At 65.7% G+C, this 22,537-nt stretch carries 22 protein-coding genes; 11 read left to right on the plus strand and 11 right to left on the minus strand.

The window, feature by feature from the left end; genetic code table 11:
• Nucleotides 1-177: 177 nt before the first annotated feature.
• Nucleotides 178-837: a C40 family peptidase gene (locus HLG70_RS15005; RefSeq protein WP_171664216.1), complete on the plus strand. Its 660-nt coding sequence runs from the start codon at nt 178-180 to the stop codon at nt 835-837.
• A 178-nt stretch (nt 838-1,015) separates the two neighbouring features.
• Here the strand turns inward: HLG70_RS15005 and HLG70_RS15010 are convergent, their stop codons facing one another.
• From HLG70_RS15010 to HLG70_RS15025, 4 genes are all read right to left on the minus strand, one after another.
• A complete protein-coding gene (locus HLG70_RS15010; RefSeq protein WP_035212827.1) occupies nt 1,016-1,339 on the minus strand; it encodes a DUF2325 domain-containing protein in 324 nt (107 codons plus the stop codon).
• 200 nt (nt 1,340-1,539) lie between these two features.
• A complete protein-coding gene (locus HLG70_RS15015) occupies nt 1,540-2,484 on the minus strand; it encodes a CysB family HTH-type transcriptional regulator (RefSeq protein ID WP_171664217.1) in 945 nt (314 codons plus the stop codon).
• A 94-nt stretch (nt 2,485-2,578) separates the two neighbouring features.
• Nucleotides 2,579-4,072, minus strand: a complete 1,494-nt coding sequence (locus tag HLG70_RS15020; protein ID WP_171664218.1) for a CoA-acylating methylmalonate-semialdehyde dehydrogenase — start codon at nt 4,070-4,072, stop codon at nt 2,579-2,581.
• Nucleotides 4,073-4,183: 111 nt separating this feature from the next.
• Complete coding sequence (locus HLG70_RS15025; RefSeq protein ID WP_171664219.1) at nt 4,184-5,401, minus strand: ABC transporter substrate-binding protein; 1,218 nt, start codon at nt 5,399-5,401, stop codon at nt 4,184-4,186.
• A gap of 213 nt (nt 5,402-5,614) precedes the next feature.
• On the opposite strand from HLG70_RS15025, the gene HLG70_RS15030 reads away from it, so the two are divergent.
• Nucleotides 5,615-6,535, plus strand: coding sequence for a LysR family transcriptional regulator (locus HLG70_RS15030; protein ID WP_171664220.1), 921 nt, complete (start codon nt 5,615-5,617; stop codon nt 6,533-6,535).
• Between the two features lie 51 nt (nt 6,536-6,586).
• Here the strand turns inward: HLG70_RS15030 and lptF are convergent, their stop codons facing one another.
• Nucleotides 6,587-7,690 carry an LPS export ABC transporter permease LptF gene (gene lptF / locus HLG70_RS15035; protein WP_171664221.1) on the minus strand — a complete coding sequence of 368 codons (1,104 nt, stop codon included), beginning with the start codon at nt 7,688-7,690 and terminating at the stop codon, nt 6,587-6,589.
• Nucleotides 7,691-7,747: 57 nt separating this feature from the next.
• Between lptF and HLG70_RS15040 the strand changes: the two genes are divergently transcribed.
• From HLG70_RS15040 to HLG70_RS15080, 9 genes are all read left to right on the plus strand, one after another.
• The gene (locus HLG70_RS15040) at nt 7,748-9,256 is read left to right on the plus strand and encodes a leucyl aminopeptidase (RefSeq protein WP_171664222.1); all 1,509 of its coding nucleotides are present in this window, start codon (nt 7,748-7,750) and stop codon (nt 9,254-9,256) included.
• A 22-nt stretch (nt 9,257-9,278) separates the two neighbouring features.
• Nucleotides 9,279-9,740, plus strand: a complete 462-nt coding sequence (locus HLG70_RS15045; RefSeq protein WP_171664223.1) for a DNA polymerase III subunit chi — start codon at nt 9,279-9,281, stop codon at nt 9,738-9,740.
• Between the two features lie 61 nt (nt 9,741-9,801).
• The gene (locus tag HLG70_RS15050) at nt 9,802-10,200 is read left to right on the plus strand and encodes a hypothetical protein (protein ID WP_171664224.1); all 399 of its coding nucleotides are present in this window, start codon (nt 9,802-9,804) and stop codon (nt 10,198-10,200) included.
• Between the two features lie 132 nt (nt 10,201-10,332).
• Entirely contained in the window at nt 10,333-11,043 is a 711-nt protein-coding gene (locus tag HLG70_RS15055; protein ID WP_171664225.1) for a Bax inhibitor-1/YccA family protein, read from the plus strand.
• 105 nt (nt 11,044-11,148) lie between these two features.
• A complete protein-coding gene (locus HLG70_RS15060; RefSeq protein WP_171664226.1) occupies nt 11,149-12,066 on the plus strand; it encodes an aldo/keto reductase in 918 nt (305 codons plus the stop codon).
• 4 nt (nt 12,067-12,070) lie between these two features.
• Nucleotides 12,071-13,360, plus strand: a complete 1,290-nt coding sequence (locus HLG70_RS15065; RefSeq protein ID WP_171664227.1) for an NTP/NDP exchange transporter — start codon at nt 12,071-12,073, stop codon at nt 13,358-13,360.
• Nucleotides 13,361-13,450: 90 nt separating this feature from the next.
• The gene (locus tag HLG70_RS15070; protein WP_171664228.1) at nt 13,451-14,407 is read left to right on the plus strand and encodes a Bug family tripartite tricarboxylate transporter substrate binding protein; all 957 of its coding nucleotides are present in this window, start codon (nt 13,451-13,453) and stop codon (nt 14,405-14,407) included.
• A gap of 31 nt (nt 14,408-14,438) precedes the next feature.
• Nucleotides 14,439-15,419 (plus strand): succinylglutamate desuccinylase/aspartoacylase domain-containing protein, encoded by a 981-nt coding sequence (locus HLG70_RS15075; RefSeq protein WP_171664229.1) that lies wholly within the window; start codon nt 14,439-14,441, stop codon nt 15,417-15,419.
• A 3-nt stretch (nt 15,420-15,422) separates the two neighbouring features.
• On the plus strand, nt 15,423-16,523 hold the full coding sequence (locus tag HLG70_RS15080; RefSeq protein WP_171664230.1) for a pyridoxal-phosphate dependent enzyme: 1,101 nt from the start codon (nt 15,423-15,425) through the stop codon (nt 16,521-16,523).
• Nucleotides 16,524-16,536: 13 nt separating this feature from the next.
• On the opposite strand, the gene HLG70_RS15085 is transcribed toward HLG70_RS15080, so the two are convergent.
• Genes HLG70_RS15085 through lepA form a run of 6 tightly spaced genes read right to left on the minus strand, consistent with a single transcriptional unit; the run spans nt 16,537 to nt 22,397 of the window.
• Nucleotides 16,537-17,445 carry a LysR family transcriptional regulator gene (locus HLG70_RS15085; protein WP_171664231.1) on the minus strand — a complete coding sequence of 303 codons (909 nt, stop codon included), beginning with the start codon at nt 17,443-17,445 and terminating at the stop codon, nt 16,537-16,539.
• A gap of 18 nt (nt 17,446-17,463) precedes the next feature.
• Nucleotides 17,464-18,051 (minus strand): DNA repair protein RecO, encoded by a 588-nt coding sequence (recO, locus tag HLG70_RS15090; protein ID WP_171664232.1) that lies wholly within the window; start codon nt 18,049-18,051, stop codon nt 17,464-17,466.
• Nucleotides 18,044-18,934: a GTPase Era gene (era, locus tag HLG70_RS15095; protein WP_171664233.1), complete on the minus strand. Its 891-nt coding sequence runs from the start codon at nt 18,932-18,934 to the stop codon at nt 18,044-18,046. The genes recO and era overlap by 8 nt, the downstream gene beginning before the upstream one ends.
• Nucleotides 18,931-19,692, minus strand: a complete 762-nt coding sequence (gene rnc, locus HLG70_RS15100) for a ribonuclease III (protein ID WP_171664234.1) — start codon at nt 19,690-19,692, stop codon at nt 18,931-18,933. Before rnc ends, era begins: the two co-directional genes overlap by 4 nt.
• 2 nt (nt 19,693-19,694) lie before the next feature.
• Nucleotides 19,695-20,579 (minus strand): signal peptidase I, encoded by an 885-nt coding sequence (lepB, locus tag HLG70_RS15105; protein ID WP_171664235.1) that lies wholly within the window; start codon nt 20,577-20,579, stop codon nt 19,695-19,697.
• A gap of 24 nt (nt 20,580-20,603) precedes the next feature.
• The gene (gene lepA, locus HLG70_RS15110) at nt 20,604-22,397 is read right to left on the minus strand and encodes a translation elongation factor 4 (RefSeq protein ID WP_171664236.1); all 1,794 of its coding nucleotides are present in this window, start codon (nt 22,395-22,397) and stop codon (nt 20,604-20,606) included.
• Nucleotides 22,398-22,537 lie beyond the last annotated feature (140 nt).

Below are 22,537 nucleotides of genomic sequence, written 5' to 3' on the forward strand. Positions count from 1 at the left end.
TTCTTCCAAGCGTCCACGCTGCATGGACATTTAAGACCGTTACGTCACGAATTGGTCTTAAAAGTTTGGTAGAATCCCCGCGAAGTTGCACATAATTGTTGATTTTGCTGACATCTCGGCCTGATCCGCGGCGAATGCCGTGGTTTTTGCTGTCATCAGCGAGTCATCCCCAGGCGAATGCATCGACACTCCATACTCGCGCGATTGAATTCATCCACTGGCCAGGCAAAGCGCGGTCTGCGCATGCTCGCGCTGGTTGCATTCGCCGCGGGTCTGGCAGGTTGTGCAGGGACAAATCAAAAGTCAACCGCCCATACGTCCGAGATTGATCCGTACGAAATGGAATGGGTTGCCACCTCCGATGATCCCATCGGACTCCTGGTGGTACAGAAATTCAAGCGCGAACGCCAACGAACCCACTCGGGCGTCGGCACCGACAACGCCATGGTCAGCGAAGCCCTGAATTACCTGGGCATCCGCTACCGCTTCGGCGGCAACTCCCCCGACACCGGATTTGACTGCAGCGGGCTGGTCGCCTATTCGGCCCAACGCTCGCTGGGCCTCAAGCTCCCCCGCAATGCCGCCGAAATCGCCCAGCAAGGCATCTCCGTCAACAAGAACGAACTGAAGGCCGGCGACCTGGTCTTCTTCAACACGATGGGCCGCCGCTACTCCCACGTGGGCATCTATCTGGGCGACGACCGCTTCGTGCACTCGCCCAGCGCCGGCGGCGTCGTGCGCGTGGAAAACATGACCATGGCCTACTGGACCAAGCGCTACAACGGCGCCCGCCGCCTGGACGACAGCCTGATGGCATCGGCCCGCGCGGCGAACTGACCACCCCGCCCTCGGCAAGATGTTCGCATGGCGGCAACGCCGCGCGCCATCCCCCAAAATGCAAAACGCCGCTGGACTTTCCAGTCCGGCGGCGTTTTACATTGCTCTTCGCGGCCTTCGGGCCGCAGGCCGTATCGGCCTCCCCAGTTTTTCGTGTTCGCGCGGCAAGACGCCGGTATCAGTGAACCGTGCCAGCGCGCGGGCACAGGCCGCACTGCTGCAGGGCCTGCTGCATGCTGCACACCGAACGGCGACAAGCCACGACCCGGATGCCGCCGCGCTGCGCCGCGTTGCGGAAGGTCTTCATGACGTTGTGCCCCAGGAAGTCGGTCAGCAAAATGACCAGTTGGGTGCCCGAGGGCAACTGCAGGGTCTTCTTTTGATGCGAGGGATCGCGGCCACTGATGTGGTGCGTGATCGAAATATTGTGTCCTTTAAGCAGATCGGGGATGTTGCCGAGTCGGTCGGCGCCCACTACCACTGCACTTAATCCTGCCGTCATGATGATCCTCACTGGGTCGTTGAGACTGGATGTAATGATAATGATTCCTATTTTTTAGTCAACTTAAATGAGATCGGTTCTTATTTAATTATTTTTATGAGCTTATGGAAAGGGATAGCGAGACCCCCTTCCCGCCCCCGAAAAAAAAGCGCGCCGCCCTGGGGCGTCGCGCTTTCTGGCGGGGGCAAGGATGCCTATCCTTACTTGGGCGGACCCTGGACGGCTTCGGTGACCACGGCGCGGGTCAGGGACGGCGCCAGCATCTCCAGGAAGGTGTAGACGTAGTCGCGCAGGAACACTCCCGCCTTCACGCCCACGCGCGTCGTATGCGTGCCGAACAGGTGGCCCACCGGCAGCCCCACCAGGTTGGAATCGCGACGCGGGTCATAGGCCACGCCGGCGATGATGCCGATGCCCAGGCCCACGTCCACGTAGGTCTTGATCACGTCGGCGTCGATGGCCTCCAGCACGATGTCCGGATGGATGCCCTGGTTGGCGAAGATCTCGTCGATCGTGCTGCGGCCGGTGAAGGCCCGGTCATAGGTCACGATCGGGTATTCGGCCAGCTGCGTCAGCGACAGGCGCTTGGCGGCGCTGGAAGTCAGCTCGGCCAGGGGATGGTCCGGGCGCACCACCACGGTGTGCTCCCAGGCGTAGACGGGCAAGGTTGCCAGGCCAGGGGTCAAGGCCAGCGATTCGGTCGCCAGGGCCAGGTCGGCCTGCTCATGCAGCACCATCTCGGCCAGTTGCGCGGGGCTGCCCTCGGCCAGCGATAGATGAACCTTGGGGAATTGCTTGCGGAATGCGGGAATCACGCGGGGCAGCAGATAGCGCGCCTGGGTGTGCGTGCATGCGATCACAAGGCCGCCCTCGTCGCGGCGTGCAAATTCGTCGCTCACCTTCTTGAGGTTGTCCACTTCGCGCATGATGCGGTCGATGACCTGGGACACCGCCAGGCCGGGCTTGGTCAGCCCCTTGATGCGCTTGCCATGCCGTTCGAAGATCTTGATGCCCAGTTCATCCTCGAACTCGATGATCGCCTTGGACACTCCTGGCTGCGAGGTATAGAGCATCCGGGCGGCTTCGGTCAGATTGAAGTCGCGCCGGATGGTTTCACGCACAAAACGAAATTGCTGGAGGTTCATTAATTGGCCCCTGATAGACGGACCAATTATAAGTAATAAGAACGCCTTGCTATATGAATTATTCGTATAAGCTTAGGAGCAAGGCGTCCCCCTTTCAGCGCATCGAGATCGTGGTGTTCACGGTCTTGGCGTGGGCGGACCAGCGCGCGGTGACGGTCTTGGTCTGCGTCCAGAACTGAACCGCCTGCTTGCCATTGGGACCCAGGTCGCCCAGCTTGGACCCGCGCGACCCCGTGAAGCTGAACCACGCCACCGGCACGGGGATCGGCACATTGATGCCCACCTGGCCCACATCGATGTTGTTCTGGAAGTAGCGCGCCGCGCCGCCGTCCTGGGTGAACAGCGCCACGCCATTGCCGTTGGGGTTGCGATTGATGAACGCCACCGCGTCTTCCAGCGTTTCCACGCCGACGCAGCACAGGACCGGACCGAAGATTTCCTCGGTGTAGATGGTCATGTTTTCGGTCACGCCGTCGAAAATCGTCGGACCAACGAAGTTGCCCTGCTCAAAGCCCGACACCTTCAGGTTGCGGCCGTCCAGGAGCAGCTTGGCGCCTTCGTCCACGCCCTTCTGGATCAGGCTTTCGACGCGCTTCTTGGCATTGGGCGAGACCAGCGGGCCCAGATCGGCTTCGCGGTCGGTGCCGGAATTGACCTTGAGCTTCCTGGAGCGCTCGACGAAGTCGGGCAGCCAGTTGCGCGCATCGCCCACCAGCACGGCCACCGACGAGGCCATGCAGCGCTGGCCGGCCGCGCCGAAGGCGGCGCCCACCAGCTGGTTGAGCGCCACTTCCGGATCCGCGTCCGGCAGGATCACGCAGTGGTTCTTGGCACCCATCATCGACTGGCAGCGCTTGCCGGCGGCCGATGCGCGGTTGTAGATCTCGGTGCCCACCCGGGTGGAGCCGATGAACGATACCGCCTTGATGTCCGGGTGCTCGCACAGGCCGTTGGCCGTGTCCGGGCCGCCGTGCACCACGTTCAGCACGCCCGGGGGCAGACCGGCTTCCAGGGCCAGCTGGGCCAGGAACAGCGACGAGGTCGGGTCCTGCTCGGAGGGCTTGAGCACGAAGCTGTTGCCGCAAGCCACGGCGATCGGGAACATGAAGCAAGGCAGCATCACCGGGAAGTTGAACGCGGTGATGCCCGCGCACACGCCCAGCGGCTGGATCAGGGTGTAGACGTCGATGCCCGAGGCGGCGTTTTCGGCGTATTCGCCCAGCTGCAGATTGGCGATCGAGCAGGCATGCTCGACCACTTCCAGGCCGCGGCCGATTTCGCCTTCGGCATCCGGCAGGGTCTTGCCATGCTCGCGGGTAATCATCTCGGCCAGCTTGCCGGTGTTCGCGCGCAGCAGCTCCTGGAACTTCAGCATGACGCGCATCCGCGCGCCCTGCCCGCTGTTGCGCCAGGTCTTGAAAGCCTCCTTGGCGTTGGAGACGGCCAGGTCCAGCTCTTCGCGCGTGGCGAAGGGGACCTTGGCGACGACCTCCTGGGTGGCGGGATTGATCACGTCTCGCCATTCGGTGGTTTTGGACTGCACTAGCTTGCCGCCGATCAATAGCGGAACGCGCGGGACTTCACTCATTTTGATGCTCCTCACACTGCGTAGTCGATGCGGATGGAATCCGCGTTCTTGGACATTGCGGCGCGCCGCCGGACCGGGGTCCGCGGGCGCCGGCGGGTTGCCGAACCCGGCTTATTTCTTCACCAGCGGGCACAAGGAATCGGACAGGGGCTGGAAGGCTTCGGCCGCCGGAATGGTGGCCACCAGCTTGGAATAGTCCCAGCCGCCCTTGGATTCCGCGGGCTTCTTCACTTCGTACAGATACATGTCGTGGATCACGCGGCCATCGGGACGGATCGAGGCATTGCGCATGATCGGATCCTTGATGGGCAGCTCGCGCATCTTGTCGGCCACGACCTTGCCGTCGGTGCTGCTGGCAGCGGCCACCGAGCGCAGGTAATGCAGCACGCTCGAGTACACGCCAGCCTGCGTCATCGTGGGTTTCAGGCCACGGAAGGCCTTTTCGAAACGCGAGGACCACTGCCGCGACGCATCGTCATAGTCCCAGTAGAAGCCATCCACATAAGACAGCCCCTGGGCGTTTTCCAGTCCGAGCGCACGCAGGTCGGACAGGAAGATCAGCAAGGACACCAGCCGCTGGCCGCCGGACACGATGCCGAACTCGCGCGCCTGCTTCACGGCGTTGACCGTATCCTGGCCGCCGTTGGCCAGCGCCACCACCTGCGCCTTGGAGCTCTGCGCCTGCAACAGGTAGGACGCGAAATCGGGCGCATTCAACGGATGGCGGACGCTGCCGGCAACGGTGCCGCCCAGCGCCTGCACCGCCTTGACCGTATCGGCTTCCAGCGAGTGGCCGAAGGCGTAGTCCACGGTGATGAAGAACCAGGACTTGCCGCCCGAGCGCACGGTGGCCTTGGCGCCGCCGGCGGACTGAGAATACGTGTCGAACATCCAGTGGAAGCCGACGGGCGAGCATTCCTTGTTGGTCAGCGCCGTGGTGGCCGGACCGGAGAACATCACGACCTTGTTCTTTTCCCGCGCGATGCCTTGCACGGCAAGCGCCACGGCCGAGTTGGTCAGGTCGGCGATGGCGGTGACGCCGTCGCGGTCAAACCACTCACGCGCCTTCGCCGCCCCCACGTCCGCCTTGTTCTGGTTGTCCGCGGACACCAGTTCGATCTTCATGCCTTTGCATTCCGCGGCCAGGCAGTCGTCGATCGCCAATTGCGCCGCCGCCACCGAGCCCGCTCCCCCCATGCCGGCGTAGGTGCCGGACATATCCGTCAGAATGCCGATCTTGACTGGCGGCTTATCCGCCGCATGAGCCTGGCTCACCAATATGGCGCCCAGACACAAGCCTGCGGCCAGTCCGCGTGCGTGCACTTTCATGGATTTGTCTCCTGAGTTTTATGCGCTGAGTTTTAGCGTTATGCGCCGTCTTCGCGGCCTGCGGTCCCAGGGCAACGCCCCAAGGCCTGCCAACCCAGTGTAGATGTGTGAAAATCAACAAGCAACACCAGAAATGCACATTCCTTGTGCATTCATGCACAACTAGAATTTGCCTGCCGCGCACCATCCCGCGGAAGGCGGGAGAGCCGGATCGTGCTTGATTGGGACAGCCTGCGCTATTTCCTGGAAGTGGCCCGCACCCAGCGCGTCAGCGCGGCGGCGCGCAAGCTTGGCGTGGAACACACCACCGTGTCGCGCCGCATCCGGGCGCTCGAGACCGAGCTGGACACCTTGCTGTTCGAGAAGTCGCGCAGCGCCGGCTTCGTGCTGACGGACGACGGCCAGCGCCTGTTCGTGCATGCCGAACAAATGGAAAGCGTGGTGCATACGGCCCGCGAAAACCTGTCGGGCATCGGCCAGGCCCTGTCGGGTCATCTGCGCATCGGCGCCACCGAAGGCTTCGGCAGCTATGTGCTGACTCCGCTCGCGGCCGACTTCCAGCGGCGCTATCCGCACATCACGCTGGATATCCTGCCGGTTCCGCGCTTTGTCAGCCTGTCCAAGCGCGAGGCCGACCTGGCCATCACCATCGAACGCCCGCAACGCGGCCCCTATGTATGCAGCAAGCTGTGCGATTACACGCTGCGCCTGTACGGCACGCCCGGCTACCTGGCGCGCCACGCGCCCATCAATGAGCGCGCGGACCTGGCCGACCACACCTTTATCGGCTATGTGGACGAACTGCTGTTCAGCGAGCGCCTGCGCTATCTGGAAGACCTGCTGCCCGCCAGCAAGGTGGTGCTGCGCAGCACCAGCGTGGTGGCCCAGTACCACGCGGCGTTGCAGGGCCAGTCGCTGGCCATCCTGCCCTGTTTCATCGCGGCGCAAGACCCGCGGCTGAAACCGGTGCTGGAAGACGAGGTCGCGATCACGCGCTCATTCTGGATGTACTGCCATGAAGACCTGCGCAAACTCAAGCGCGTGACCGTACTGTGGGAGTTCATCCGCAAGTCGGTCCTGAAGAATGCCGACCTGCTGGCCGGCAAGCGCGGCACGATGAAGTACCTGCCCTGACGGGCGGAGCTGGCGGCCGGGTGGCCGCCCCCTCCAGGCCAGGCCTGGCCGCTACGCGTTGTCCTTGGGCGCCTTCACACGCAAGCGCCGCATCAGCAGAAAGACCGTCAGCAGCGCCACCGCGCCGTGGATTGCCCACACGCCCACGCCAAAGCTGAGCTTGCCGCTGGAAATCCAGGCGCGCGACAGGTTGATCATGTTCATGTAGAGCAGGCCCACCAGGCCGGCGATGAGCAGGTCGCCCGAACGCCCCAGGCGCGGGTTCACCGCGCCCAGCGGAATGGCCAGCAGGGCAAGGTTCAGCGCCGCCAGCGGCAGTGAAATCCGCCACATGACCTGCGACCAGCTGCTGTCGGTATTGTCTTCCATGAGCTGCGGGGTGGTGCGCGCCTTGGACGAGCGTTCCGCCGCGGCGCGGGCTTCGGCCACGGGATCGCTGCCCGACTTGCTTTCGAGGCGCAGGCCGTACTTTTCGAAATGCACCAGCCGGATCTCGGGCGTGCCGGGCTTCAGGTCGTAGCGATGGCCTGCGCCCAGCACCAGGAAGCGGTCGCCGTTGGGCTCGGTCTCGCTGTGCGCGCTGCTGGCGGTCAGGACGCTCAGCCATTCGGGACCGATCTCGCGGGCGAACACGTTGCCGAGCTCGTCCTCGGGGCGGACGGGATCTTCCGCGAAGAACACGCGGTTGCCGCCGGAAGATTCCGCGAACTGGCCGGCGGTGACCTTGGACAAGTCGGAACGCTGCTCGAACCGTTCGTGGTATTCGCCGATCTGGCGGTAGGCCCACGGGGACGCCACCAGCGTCAGGCCCGCCACCGCCACCGCCACGGGGACGGCGACGCGCAGCACGGGCTTGAGCCAGTCGGCAAGGGACAGGCCGCTGGCAAACCACACCACCATTTCGGATTCGCGGTAATTGCGCGTAACCGTGGTCAGCACCGCGATGAAGATGGAGACCGCCAGAATGGTCGGCAGCGCGGTGATGGTGGAGAGCGCGGCCAGCACCAGGACGACGTCCGCTCCGATGTTGCCGCCCGCGGCCTCACCGAGCAGGCGCACGAGAAGCACGCTGAGCCACACGACGAGCAACGTGGAAAAGACAACGCCAGCGTGACTGGTGATCTCGCTGACGACAGAGCGTTTAAATAGAGACATGGGAGAATATGCGGGATAATCGACCGCATCATACACAGACGCACACGGGAAACCCCCATGGAATTTAGCACACAGACCACTGCTTCCCTGCACCAAGTCAAAACCGCCGCCCTCGCCGTCGGCGTGTACGCGGATGGCGTGTTGAGCCCCGCAGCCGACCTCATCGACCGCGCTTCCAACGGCGCCGTGCGCTCGGTGGTCAAGAGCGAGTTCCGCGGTCGCGCCGGCTCCACCCTGACGCTGCGCAACCTGCCGGGCGTCACCGCGCAGCGCGTGGTCCTGGTGGGTCTGGGCAAGCAAGACGAATACTCGGCCCGCATCCACGCGGCGGCCGAACAGGCTTTTGCCTCGGTCTGCGTCGCCGCCCAGCTCGTTGAAGGCGTATCCACGCTGGTCGCCAACCCGATCGCCGATGTCGCCGTCGTCGCCCGCGCCCGCAGCGCCGCCGTTGCGGCCGGCAATGCCACCTATCACTACGACGCCAGCTTCGGCAAGCCCGACCGCGACGCCCGCCCCAAGCTCAAGAAGATCGTCCAGGTCGTCGAGCGCGCCGAGGCCGCCCAGGCCCAGAAAGGCCTGCGCGAAGGCGGCGCCATCGCCAACGGCATGGAGCTGACCCGCACGCTGGGCAACCTGCCGGGCAACATCTGCACGCCCACCTACCTGGGCGACACCGCCAAGCGCCTGGCGCGCGAGTTCAAGTCGCTGAAGGTCGAAGTCCTGGACAGGAAGCAGGTCGAGGCGCTGGGCATGGGCTCGTTCCTGTCGGTCGCCCGCGGCTCCGAGGAAGCGCTGCGCTTCATCGTGCTGCGCCACGCCGGCGCCAAGACGGCCAAGAAGGCCGCCAAGGCCGCGCAGGGCCCGATCGTGCTGGTCGGCAAGGGCATCACCTTCGACGCCGGCGGCATCTCGCTCAAGCCCGCGGCCACCATGGACGAAATGAAGTACGACATGTGCGGCGCCGCCAGCGTGCTGGGTTCGTTCCGCGCCCTGGCCGAGCTGGAGCTGCCGCTGGATGTGGTCGGCCTGATTCCGGCTTGCGAGAACCTGCCCAGCGGCAAGGCCAACAAGCCGGGCGACGTCGTCACCAGCATGGCCGGCCTGACCATCGAGATCCTGAACACCGACGCCGAAGGCCGCCTGGTCCTGTGCGACGCGCTGACCTACGCCGAACGCTTCAAACCGTCCGCCGTGATCGACATCGCCACGCTGACCGGCGCTTGCGTCGTGGCCCTGGGCAACGTCAACACCGGCCTGTTCTCCAAGGACGACGCCTTGGCGGACGCGCTCTCGGCCGCCGGCCGCCAGTCGCTCGACACCGCGTGGCGCATGCCCCTGGACGACGCCTACCAGGAGCAGCTCAAGTCCAACTTCGCCGACCTCGCCAACATCGGCGGCCCTCCCGCCGGCGCGGTCACGGCGGCGTGCTTCCTGTCGCGCTTCACCAAGGCCTACCCCTGGGCCCACCTGGACATCGCCGGCACGGCCTGGCGCGGCGGCAAGGACAAGGGCGCCACGGGACGCCCCGTGCCCCTCCTGATGCAATACCTGCTGGATCAGGCTTGAAGCGCCCGCAACGGAAACCGGCATGACGCGCATCGACTTCGCATTCGGTGCGCCTGACCGCCTGCGCATGGCCTGCCAGGTCGTGCGCAAGCGTTTCCTGGCCGGACAGCGGCTGGTGGTGTACTGTAAGGACGGTACGCGCCTGGCCGCGTTCGACCGCATGCTCTGGGCATTCGACGACACGGCCTTCGTGCCGCACGTGCTGGCCAACGATCCGCTGGCGTCCGACACCCCGGTGGTGCTGACCGCCGGAGATCCCGGGCAGGCCGCGCAAGCAGCCGGCCTGGACGGCCTGCCCCAGCCCTGGCTGCTCAACCTGGACGACGACTGCCCCCCGGGATTCGAGGCCTTCGAGCGCCTGCTTGAAATCGTCTCGGACGACCCCGCGGACAAGCAGGCCGCCCGCCAGCGCTGGCGGGTGTACCAGACGGCAGGACATACGCCGCAAAGCCACGACCTCAGCCGCCAGCCCTCGGGCGGCTGATCGCCCCATCCGTCCCCGGCGCGCGCCAGCCGCCGCGCCCTATCGAACTTCGGGAGCCCCCATGCCCTCGCGCCCCACCGACCCCGGCATTCCCACCCTGACCCAACGGGCCGAGCCCACTCTCTATGGCCCCGCCGGCGACGACGATGCGCCCGTGCTGACGGAACTGGCCAATGAGGCCATACCGGCGTACGCTGACGATGCATTTCCCCTGCTGACTGACGTGGCGGATGCCGCCGGGGTCTCGGAACCTGAACCCGCGCAGGCACCGGCCGTCGCGCCGCGGCCCGCGGCGCTGCCCTTGCCCGACGCAACCGTGCTGACCGCCCGCCTGCAAGCCGAGGTGGAGCAGCTCATGCGGGAGGCCCTGGCCGACGCCATCGACCAGATCCAGGCCCGCATGGATGCGGAATTACCGGTTATTGTGTCGCGGGTGCTCAATGGCGTGCGGCCGGGTTGAACCGCCCGCAAGCGGACACTCCGCCTGCGGTCTGATTCTTCCGAAAACTGGATTCTTCAGGGAACTGTAAGGTATCCTTCGCATCTAAGCCTTCTAGGCAATCACCATATTTGCCGTACACAGGAGTTCTCAATGAACGAATATCGTCCGTCCCCTTTTAACCGTTCCGGCCAGGTCGCCGGCGCGCCGGGCGAGGTCGCTCGCAACCAGGTCCTGCGCAATACCTATTGGCTCCTGGCCCTGTCGCTGATCCCGACCGTGCTGGGCGCTGCCGTCGGCCTCTACACCGGCATCAACCGCGTCATGGGTGCCAGCCCCGGCCTGTCCGCCATCGTGTTCCTGGTGGGCGCGTTCGGCATGATGTTCGCCATCGAGAAAAACAAGAACAACTCGCTGGGCGTGGTCCTGCTGCTGGCCTTCACGTTCTTCATGGGCATCATGCTGTCGCGCCTGCTCGGCTTCGTGATGGGCATGAGCAACGGCTCGCAGCTCGTCATGACGGCATTCGGCGGCACCGCGATCGTCTTCGGCACGATGGCCACCCTGGCCACGACCATCAAGCGCGATCTTTCAGGAATGCAGAAATTCCTGTTCATCGGCGCGGTCGTGATCCTGGTGGCGGCCCTGGCCAACATCTTCCTGCAACTGCCCGCGCTGATGCTGACCATCTCGGTCATGGCCATCGTCGTGTTCTCGGCATTCATGCTGGTCGACCTGCAGCGCGTGGTCAACGGCGGCGAAACCAATTACGTCTCCGCCACGCTGGCCATCTACCTGGACGTCTACAACGTCTTCTCGAACCTGCTGATGCTGCTGGGCATCTTCGGCGGCAACCGCGAGTAATCGCCAGTCGCCAGACCAGTACCCGGGGGCCTACATTCGCATGTAGGCCCTTTTTTTATCGGCGGGCCATCCCGAGACGAATACGCCCCCTGACGGAGCCATGCCATGCGAGACCGCCGCCGCTTCCTCCAGACCGCCGCCGGCGCCGCCTTGCTTGGCCCAGCCTGGGCCGCACGGGCCCTGAGCGTCACGCCCCCCATGCTGACCCGCGCCATTCCCTCCTCGGGCGAAGCCCTGCCGGTCATCGGACTGGGCACCGCGGACACCTTCAACGTGCCGCCCGGCGACGCCGCCGCCATGGCGCCGCTGGCGCAGGTGCTGGACACGCTGATGCAGGCGGGGGGCAGCCTTATCGACACCGCGCCCAGCTACGGGCAGGCGGAGGCCGTCACCGGGGCGCTGCTGGCGCGCGATGGGGGCCTGCGCCCCCGGGTCTTCCTGGCCACCAAGATCGGCGCCCAGGGCCACGAATCGGCCATGCGCCAGGTGCGACAGTCCCAGCAAGCCCTGGGCAGCGACAAGCTGGACCTGATCCAGGTCCACAACCTGATCGACACCCGCAACCAGCTCGCCCTGCTGCGGGAACTGAAACAGCAGGGCCTGACCCGCTATATCGGGATCACCCACTACACCGACTATGCCCACGACGAGCTCGCGGACCTGGTCGAACGGGAAAAGCCCGACTTCCTGCAGGTCAACCTGTCGGTCGGCTCACGCAGCGCGGAAAGGCGCCTGCTGCCCGCCTGCCAGGCCAACGGGGTCGCGGTCCTCATCAACCGTCCCTTCCAGGACGGCGCGCTGTTCCGCCAGGTCAAGGGCAAGGCGCTGCCCAAGCTGGCTGCGGACATCGACTGCACCTCCTGGGCGCAGCTCTTCCTGAAGTTCATCACCGGCCACCCCGCCGTCACCGCCGTCATCCCCGCCACGTCCAAGCCCGCCAACATGGCGGACAATGCTCGGGCGGGCTTCGGCCGGCAGCCCGACGCCGCCATGCGCGAACGCATCGCCGCCCTGCTGGCCTGAAGCAATGACAGCCGCTCCCCCATCCTGGCGCGCCCGGGCAGCGCGGGCCTTTGGGATACGGGAAGAAGAACTGGCACCAGCCGGCTGCGGCTTCGCGTTTTTCTTCTTCCTCTTCTGCGGCTACTTCATGCTGCGCCCGATCCGCGAAACCATGGGTATCCAGGCCGGCGTGAACCAGCTGCAATGGCTGTTCACCGCCACCTTCGTCGCCACGCTGGCGGTGGTGCCGCTGTTCGGCTGGCTATCCGCCCGCGTGCCGCGCGCCACCCTGGTGACCTGGGTCTATGCCGTTTTCGCCCTGACCATGGCGGGGTTCGCCGCCCTGCTCCATCTGCAGCCTGGCAGCGTCTGGGCGGCGCGCGCGTTCTACGTGTGGCTGTCGGTGTTCAACCTGTTCGTCGTCTCCATCGCCTGGAGCCTGATGGCCGACGTATTCCGCATGGAGTCGGCCAAGCGCCTGTTCGCCCTGATCGCCGCCGGAGCCAGCGCGGGCGGGCTGTGCGGCCCGCTGCTGGGCGCCCTGCTGGCGGGCGCGCTGGGCCCGGCAGGCCTGCTCCTGCTGTCTGCGCTGCTGCTGACGGCCACGCTACCGCTCAAGCAATGGCTGCTGCGCTGGCGGGCCGTCACGCGCACGGATATCGGCACGGAAGAGATGCAGCGCCCGATCGAAGGCACCGTCCTGGCCGGGATCTCGCGTATTTTCCGCTCGCGTTACCTCCTGGGCATCTCGCTGCTGGTGGTGCTGCTGGCCACCCTCAACACCTTTCTCTACATGGAGCAGGCGCGGCTGGTCGCGGACGCATTTCCGGATACTGCCCAGCGCATCCGCGTCTTCAGCGCGCTGGACTTCATCGTGCAGACACTGGCGCTGCTATCGCAGATCTTCATCACGGGCCGCGTGGCCGCCCGCCTGGGCCTGCGCTTCCTGCTGACCGCGGTGCCGCTTGCCGTGGCGCTGGCATTCCTGGCACTGGCCGCCTTCCCGGTTTTCGGCGTGCTGGCGGCCGCCATGATCCTGCGCCGCGCCGGCGAGTACGCCCTGATCAGGCCAGGGCGCGAAATGCTGTTCACGGCGGTCCCGCCCGAAGACAAGTACAAGACCAAGAACGTCATCGACACCGTGGTCTATCGGGGGGGCGACGCCGCCAGCGGCTGGGTCAAGACGGGAGTGGACATGCTGGGCTACGGCGCGGCGCTGATCGCGCTGCTGGGTGCCGTGGTCGCCCTGGGCGCGGCCGCCCTGGGCTACGGGCTGGGAAAGCGGGCCGATCAGCGCGGCACGGATACCCATTAGATTCCTTCAAATATCCATCTCATAAAAACAAACGGATTCCACGCACGGCGACCGCACAATGGCGCAGCTCTCAACGCCTCGGGAATCGTCATGAAACGCACTGCCTGCCTTGCCGCCCTGTTGCTTTGCCTTGCCGCGCCCGGCGCGCAAGCCGACTATCCCGAACGCGCGATCACGCTGATCGTGCCTGCCGCCGCGGGCGGCAACGCGGACATCACCGCCCGCCTCATCGGCCAGGAAATGAGCCGCCAACTCGGCCAGCCCGTGGTGGTGGAGAACCGCGTCGGCGCGGGCGGGCGCATCGGCACCCAGGCCGTGGCGCGCGCCCCCGCCGACGGCTACACCATCGGTTATGCGCACGTCGGCACACTGGTGCTGCACCGGTTCCTGTTCAAGCAGCAGCTCTACGACCTCGACCGTGACATAGCGCCGATCGGCCTGGTCGCCGAAACCCCCAACGTCATCGTGGTGAACGCGGCCTCGCCCTATCGGGACCTGAAGGGCTTCATCGAGGCCAGCCGGGCCCAGCCCGACCGCCTGACCATGACCTCGGCGGATCCCGGCACCACCAGCGAAGTCGGCGTGAAACTGTTCATCGCCCAGACCGGCGCCGCCGTGCGCCAGATTCCCTATAAGGCAACGGCCGCGCAGCTCTCCGACCTGCTGGGCGGCCACGTCGACTCCATGATGGAAAACCTGCCGCCCCTGATCGGCAACCTGAAGGACGGACGCCTGCGAGCCCTCGCCGTCACGACCCGGAAACGCGCCGCTTCCAACCCGGATGTGCCGACAGTGGCCGAACAGGGCTATCCCGACTACGAGCAGTCCGCATGGAGCGCACTCGTCGCGCCCGCAGGCACGCCGCCCGCGACCATCGCCCGCCTGAATGCCGCGATGAACCAGGCGCTGCGTTCGGACAGCGTCAGCAAGGAACTGCGCAGCCGGTCCCAGGAGCCCCTGGGCGGCACGCCGCAAGACGTACAGACCCAGATTCGCAAGGAGCTGCCCAAATGGGAAAGCATCATCAAAGCCGCCACGCTGGATTGAGCCGGGCCGGCGCCCGCACAGGAGCGTGCGTATGGTCCGCGTAAGCCGGGAGGATTTCTCCGTTGCCGCCGCCACCAATGAATCGGCCTATCGGCGCATCACCATTCCCATGCTGCGGGTCGAGGCTGGCCCCGGCCCCGCCGTTGCCCTGGTCGCCGGCGTGCATGGCGACGAATGGGAGGGCCAGGCGGCGCTTCTGGACTTGTGGCATCAGCTGCCGGATATCCTGCAACGGGGCACAGTCTACCTGCTGCCCGCCGTCAACGCGGAAGCCTCGCTGGCCGGCACGCGGCTGTCGCCCGCCGACGGCGGCAACCTGAACCGCGCCTTCCTGGGCGCGCCGGCGCGCGGCTATACCGAAAGCGTGGCGGCCGCGCTGGAAGCCCGGCTGCTGCCCCGCGTGCAGGCGATGGTCGACGTGCATAGCGGCGGCGCGTCCTTGCGCTATCTCCCCTCTTCAGTGATCACGCGCTATGGCGACGACGCCTACGACGCCCGCCTGCCGGCCCTGGCGCGCGCCTTCGGACTGCCTCATTGCATGTTCTTTCGCAGCGGCGAAACCGGCTCCATGCCGGCCGCGGCCAGCCGCCACGGCGTCCTGCGCCTGAGCGCCGAGATCGGCGGCGGCCGGGAAACCAGCCGCGGCCTTGCCGACCGCTGCCGCGATGGGCTGCTGGGCTGCCTGGGCGAACTGGGCCTGCTGCCGGACCGCCCTCTTCCGCCAAATCCGGAAATCCGGCTCTATGACCTGGACGCGCCCGCCGCCACGCTGCGCGCGCGCGAACCTGGTGTGTTCGTGCCCGGCGTCGAGCTGGGACAATCGGTAGACGCGGGCCAGGATATCGGACGCCTGATCGAACCGGCCCGCCCCGATACCCCCGTGCGCCCCCTGCTCAGTCCGCAGGCGGGCACGGTGGTCTGCCTGCGCGCCATCGCCCGCAGCGACGACGGCGACTGCCTGCTGCAGGCAGCGCCCGCCCTCCCCCTGGACTCCCTCGCATCAAAGTACTGACCCATGCAGATGAACCCCCGATTGTCCGGCCTGCGCTGTATCCGCTGCACCCGCCTGTGGGCGCCCGGCGACTATCCCGAAGGATGTCCGAGCTGCCTCGTGGCCGGCCACCCCGCCACGCTGGAATGCCTCTACGATCCATCCCCCCAGGACCGCTCCATCCCCTTGCCCGTGCTGGCGCCCGTCACTCTGGGCGAAGGCGCCACCCCCAGCCTGGCTGCGACGGAACTGGCCCGGTCCGAAGGCATCGGCCAACTTTGGCTCAAGTGTGAAAGCGCCAATCCCACCGGCAGCCACAAGGACCGCATGGCGGCCCAACTGGTGTCGCGCGCCCGTCTGGCGGGCGCCTCCCGCGTGGCGGCGGCCTCCAGCGGCAATGCCGGCGTTTCGCTGGCCGCCTATTGCGCCGCGGCCGGCCTGCAGGCCGATATCGCCATCACCCGCAACTGCCCGCCCCTGCAGCGCGAAGCCATGGAACGCTTCGGCGCGCGGCTCAGCGCCTTCGAGGACAGCCTGGGCCGCTGGCCGTACGTGCAGGACCTGTGCCGCAACCACGGCGCGTTCGCCGGCACCAACTACCTGAATCCGCCGGTCGGCACGCACCCCTATGGCGTGGAGGGCTACAAGCCCATCGCCCAGGAGATCCTGGACGACTGCGGACTGCCAACCGACATCGTCGTGCCCACGGCGCGCGGGGACCTGCTCTGGGGAATTTTCCTGGGGTGGCAGCACCTGCTGGAAAGCGGGCACATCGAGCGCCTGCCCCGCCTGCATGCGGTGGAGCCCTACGCCCGCCTGTCGCGGGCCCGCGCCACGGGCGATGCGCGCGGCCAGTGGGAAGGCGTGACGGACCAGTACTCGATCGCGGGCGGCACCTGCACCCTGCAAGCGCTGGAAGCCTTGTCCCGCTCCGGCGGGGCGCCCATTGATGTCTCCGACGCCGACGCGGCCCTGGCGCGGCAACGGCTTGAACGCATGGGCCTGGCCACCGAGCTGTCTTCCGCGGCCTCGCTGGCTGCCGTGTCCCGGCTCAGGCGTACCGGCGTGCTGGACGCGGAATCATCCGTGGTGCTGATGCTGACGTCCGACGGGCGCCGCGGCTGATCCCCTGCCCTCGCTAGACGCCGAAGCGATCGACCAGCGGAGCCAGCGCCGCGCGCAGGCAGGTGGCCCAGAATTTGCCCGCTTCGGACAAGGGCCTGCTGCCATGCAGGATCATGTGGCATTCAAAATGCACGGGGGCCGCCAGCGGACGATAGCAAAGGCCTGACGCCTCCATGCCCAGCGCCGTCGCGGGGTTGGCGATGCCGACCCCATGCCCGGCCAGAGCCAGCTGGCAAACCGTGCTGGAATACGGAGTCTCGATGGCCACCTTCAGGCTCTGGCCCGCCTGGCGCAACAGGGAGTCCAGGCGCTTGCGCGAGCCGTCCTCCGCGTTCAAGGCAATCACATCCGCCTCGGCCAGGTGCGAAAACTCCACGGAGTCCAACCGCGCCAGCGCATGCCCCGCCGGGAAGACAGCCACCGCGCGCAGGCTGGCCAGGCGATGCCCTCGCAGGCCTTCCAGCTCCGACTCGTCGGCGACCGCGGCCAGGTCGAGTTCACCCGACACCACCATGTCCCGCAGGGTATTGGAGTCGCGGATCTGCAGATAGAGCGGCGTGTCGGGATAGCGCGCGCGAAAGCGCGAGATGGCATCGCTGACAATGGCGCCGCTGTAGGCATGGATGCAGCCGATGCGCAGCCGCGGCTGGGCCGCGCCCCGAATCGCGCGGATCTTGCGACCCAGGCTTTCCAGGCCCACATTCAAGCGGCGGATTTCCTCATACAGCAGCGTGGCCTCGGGCGTGCGCTGCATGCGCTGGCGCACGCGCTCGAACAGACGCAGCTCGATGCTGGCCTCCAGCGCGGCCAGCGTGGCGCTGACTGTCGCGGGCGATACGTCCAGCCGCCGGGCGGCGGCCGTCACGCTTTCCGTTTCATAGACGGTGCGGAAGGTCTCGACCTGTTTGAGCGTGAAGGTCATGGCTCGGGCGCAACGCGCTCAGATGCGCTGCAGATCCAGCAGCACGCGCCGCGTCGACAGCGGGCGGCCGGCCAGGTTCTCGGCCAGGCGCGCGCGCAGGTCGCTGCGCAGCGCGGGCTCGATCACCGGGTCATCGAAATCGGGCGGATCCTCGTCCACGCCATAGCCGGTCTCGCGCAGCAAGGTCCATTCGAAACGGCGCAGCGCGCCCGCAGCGCGGGTGCCGCCGGACAATTGCTGCAGGGCCATGTCGTAGGCGTCGAACAACAGCGGATGCGCGTCCTCGCGCGGCAACAGGCGCAAGAGCAACTCGTTCATGTACCAGGCCGACATCAGGGCGGTGCCGGCAAGCGGGCGTATGCCCGCGATCTCGGCGCGCGTCAGCGTCTTGACTTCGCCGTTGCCGGTCCATGACAGCAGCAGCGGCTGAAAGGCGGACAGCACGGGACGCAGAACGGAATAAGGGCGCTTGGCGCCCTTGGCGACCATGGCCACGCAGCCATGATCGCGCGAGAAAGTCTGAATGATTAGGGATGTCTCACGCCACGCCGTGGCGTGCAACATAAACCCCGGGCGATCCTGGACGCGAGGCGCCCGTCTACTCATAGCCCAGATCGCGCAGCGCACCCTCGCGGTCGGACCAGCCCTTGCGCACCTTGATGTAGACCTCCAGGTGCACCGGTTTGTCCAGCAGCTTGGCGATGTCCTGCCGCGCCTCCGAGGCGATGCGCTTCATGTGCATGCCGCCCGTGCCCAACAGGATGGGCTTGTGGCTGTCGCGCTCGACCACCACGCAGGCATTGATGCTCGCGCCCTTGGCCGTCTCTTCCCATTGCTCGATGACGACGGTGCAGCCGTAAGGCAGTTCGTCGCCCACCAGGCGGAAGATCTTCTCGCGCACGAGTTCGGCGGCGATGAAGCGCATGGGACGGTCGGTCAGCGTGTCTTCTTCGAACATCGCCTCGCCTTCCGGCAGGCGGGTCGCGATTTCTTCCAGCAGCTGGTCCAGCTGCTGGTTCTTGCTGGCGCTGACCGGCACCACGGCGCCGAAGGGATGCAGCGCCATGATCTTGGAAACGAAGGCGAAGAGATCGTCGCGGTTCTTCAATGCGTCGATCTTGGAGACGACCAGAATCGTGCGCTCCGGATTGGGCAGCAGCGGCAGCAGCTTGGCGTCGCCTTCGGACCACTTGCCGGCTTCAACCACATGCACCACGACGTCCACATCGGCCAGGGCCTGCGTCACGACGCGGTTCATCATGCGGTTCATCGCGCCGCCATGCCGCGTCTGAAAGCCCGGCGTGTCGACGAACACGAACTGTTCGTGCTCGCGGGTCAGCACACCGTGGATGCGGTGGCGCGTGGTTTGCGCCTTGCGCGACACGATGGAAATCTTGGAACCGATCAGGGCGTTCGTCAGCGTGGACTTGCCCACATTGGGTCGGCCAACAATGGCAACGAAGCCGGTACGAAAAGGGGTATCGCTCATTTAGTCTCTTGAGCCACTGCCACGGGCAGCGACAATTGCGCGGTTTTGCGCGCCTTGCCCGACTTGCGGGCAGCCTTGGTTGCCGGGCTGATGGCCAGCGCGGCCTCCAACGCCAGCTTGGCCGCCGATTGCTCGGCGGCGCGGCGGCTGGCGCCGGGCGCCATAACCTTGATCTCTAGCGCCGGGATGGCGCATTCGACTTCGAACTGCTGACTGTGGGCCGCGCCATGCGTAGCCACCACCGTGTACAACGGCAGCGCAAGCTTGCGGCCCTGCAGGAACTCCTGCAGCAAGGTCTTGGCGTCCTTGCCCAGGGTCTTGGGGTCTACGGAGGCCAGCACCGGCTGGTACTGGCGCACGATCACGCGACGGGCGGCGTCAAAACCCGCATCCAGGAACACGGCGCCGAAAATCGCTTCGACGGTGTCGGCCAGGATGGACGGGCGGCGGAAACCGCCGCTTTTCAGTTCGCCTTCGCCCAGGCGCAGGTACTGCGACAGCTCCAGCCGCTGGGCGATATCCGCCAGCGACGCCTGCTTGACCAGATTGGCCCGCAGCCGCGACAAATCGCCTTCGTCGATTTTGGAATAGCGTTCGAACAGCATCGCCGCCACGACGAAGTTCAGCACGGAATCCCCAAGGAATTCCAGTCGCTCGTTATGGCGCGCACCATGACTGCGATGCGTCAGTGCCTGTTCAAGCAAGGCTGGATCACTGAAGTGGTAATCCAGGCGGGTTTCTAGCGTGGCTAGCGACATAATCAGTTGAACCGGCCGATGCGGCTGAGATCGCTGAAGTTCATCCAGATGAAGAACGCGCGGCCAACGATATTGGATTCAGGAACGAAACCCCAGTATCGGCTGTCGGCGCTGTTGTCCCGATTATCGCCCATGGCGAAAAAATTCCCTTCGGGTACTTTGCAGCGTACCCCATTGCGGCTGTATTGGCAGTTTCCGCGGTTGGGAAATTGCCACATCGGGGAATAATCCTGCGGCTTGCCCTCATCCAGCAGGATTTTGTGCTCAACGTCGCCTAACTTCTCTTTATATTGGGCAATATACGAAACCCGGTCCGGTTCAAAATAGTCGCCGTCGCGCACATGCGGCACCAATTCGCCGTTCACGTACAGCTTTTTGTCCAGATAGGCGATCTCGTCGCCCGGCAGGCCGACCACGCGCTTGATGTAGTCCACATCCGGATCCACGGGATAGCGGAACACGAACACATCGCCGCGCTGCGGCTTGCCGATTTCGACGATCTTCTTGTCGATCACCGGCAGGCGCAGGCCGTAGCTGAACTTGTTCACCAGGATCAGGTCGCCCGATTGCAGCGTCGGCAGCATGGAGCCCGACGGAATGCGGAACGGCTCCACCACGAATGAACGCAGCATGAACACGAACAGGATGACGGGAAAGAAGCTGACCGCGTACTCGATCCACCACGGCACGCGTCGCGCCGCATCGCCGGCTTCCCGGCGCAGGCGCTCGGCCTCCTGGGCGTCGCCGACCAGGGCTGCATCGTACTGCGCCATCGCCGCTTGCGCGCGGCGCTCGCGCCCCTTGCGCAGCACCGCCAGATCAAGCACCCAGATAATGCCGGTCACCACCAGCAGAACAAACAGGATCAGGGCAAAGTTCCAACTCATCAGCTAACCGCCTTCTTTTTGGTTCTATTTGTCTTCCACTTGCAGGATGGCCAGGAACGCCTCCTGCGGAATTTCCACGCTGCCCACCTGCTTCATGCGCTTCTTGCCGGCCTTCTGCTTTTCCAGCAGCTTCTTCTTGCGCGAGATGTCGCCGCCATAGCACTTGGCCAGCACGTTCTTGCGCAGCGCCTTCACGTTTTCACGCGCGATGATTTCAGCGCCGATGGCCGCCTGGATGACGACGTCGAACATCTGGCGCGGGATCAGGCCGCGCATGCGCGTGACGACATCGCGGGCGCGGTGGCGCGCATTGCTGCGGTGGACGATCACGGCCAGCGCGTCGACGCGATCGTTGTTGATCAGCAGGTCCACGCGCACCACGTCGGCGGAGCGGTACTCGAGGAACTCGTAGTCCATCGAGGCGTAGCCGCGCGAGACCGACTTCAGCTTGTCGAAGAAGTCCAGCACGATCTCGGCCAGCGGAATCTCGTACACCAGATGGACCTGGCGGCCGTGATAGCTCATGTTGACCTGCGAACCGCGCTTGTTGTTGCACAGCGTCATGACCGGACCGACGTAGTCCTGCGGCATGAACAGCGTGACCTTCACGATGGGTTCGCGGATGTCCTGGATCTTGCCCACTTCCGGCATGCGCGACGGGCTTTCCACCGTGATCACGGAACCATCGCGCTGCTCGACCTCGTACACCACCGACGGCGCGGTGGTGATGATGTCCATGTCGAACTCGCGTTCCAGGCGTTCCTGCACGATTTCCATGTGCAAGAGGCCCAGGAAGCCGCAACGGAAACCGAAGCCCAGGGCCTGCGAGACCTCCGGTTCGAACATCAGCGCCGCGTCGTTCAGCTTGAGTTTGTCGAGCGAATCGCGCAGCTGGTCGTATTCGGAGCTTTCCACCGGGTACAGGCCGGCGAACACCTGCGGCTTCACTTCCTTGAAGCCCGGCAGCGCCGACGGGGCAGGCTTGTTGGCCAGCGTGACGGTATCGCCGACCTTGGCGTCTTCCAGTTGCTTGATGCCGGCGATGATGAAGCCCACCTCGCCCGCCGACAGATGCGGACGCTGCTGCGACTTCGGCGTGAACACGCCGGTCTGCTCGCACAGGTGGGTGGCGCCAGAAGCCATCAGCAGGATCTTGTCCTTGGGCTTGAGCACGCCGTTGACGATGCGCACCAGCATCACCACGCCCACGTAGTTGTCGAACCACGAGTCGATGATCAGCGCCTGCAGCGGCGCGTCGGGGTCACCCTTGGGGTGCGGCACGCGCGCCACGATGGATTCCAGGATCTCGTCGATGCCCATGCCGGTCTTGGCGCTGGCAAGCACCGCTTCCGAGGCGTCGATGCCGATCACGTCCTCGACTTCCTGGCGAGCGCCCTCGGGATCGGCCTGCGGCAGATCCATCTTGTTCAGCACGGGCAGCACTTCCACGCCCAGCTCGATGGCCGTGTAGCAGTTGGCGACGGTCTGGGCCTCGACGCCCTGGGACGCGTCCACCACCAGCAGCGCGCCTTCGCACGCCGACAGGGAGCGGCTGACTTCATACGAGAAGTCCACGTGCCCCGGGGTGTCGATCAGGTTCAGGTTATAGGTCTTGCCGTCTTTCGCCTTGTAATGCAAGGCGGCGGTCTGGGCTTTGATGGTGATGCCGCGCTCGCGCTCGATTTCCATGGAATCGAGCACCTGCGCAGACATTTCGCGATCCGCCAATCCACCGCAGCGCTGGATCAGGCGATCGGCCAGGGTCGATTTGCCATGATCGATGTGGGCAATGATGGAGAAGTTGCGAATATGCTGCATGCTTGAAATTATAAGGGACGGAACACTCGGCACACTGCCGGAAGACACCGCCGCCGGAGTACGCACGGCAGACGTGATGGGCGCTGGGGCTCAAAGCCCGGGCAAAACGAGGGGGCGCCTGGCGCCCCCTCTTGCGGCAA

This window comes from Achromobacter deleyi (assembly GCF_013116765.2).
Classification (GTDB): domain Bacteria; phylum Pseudomonadota; class Gammaproteobacteria; order Burkholderiales; family Burkholderiaceae_B; genus Achromobacter; species Achromobacter deleyi_A.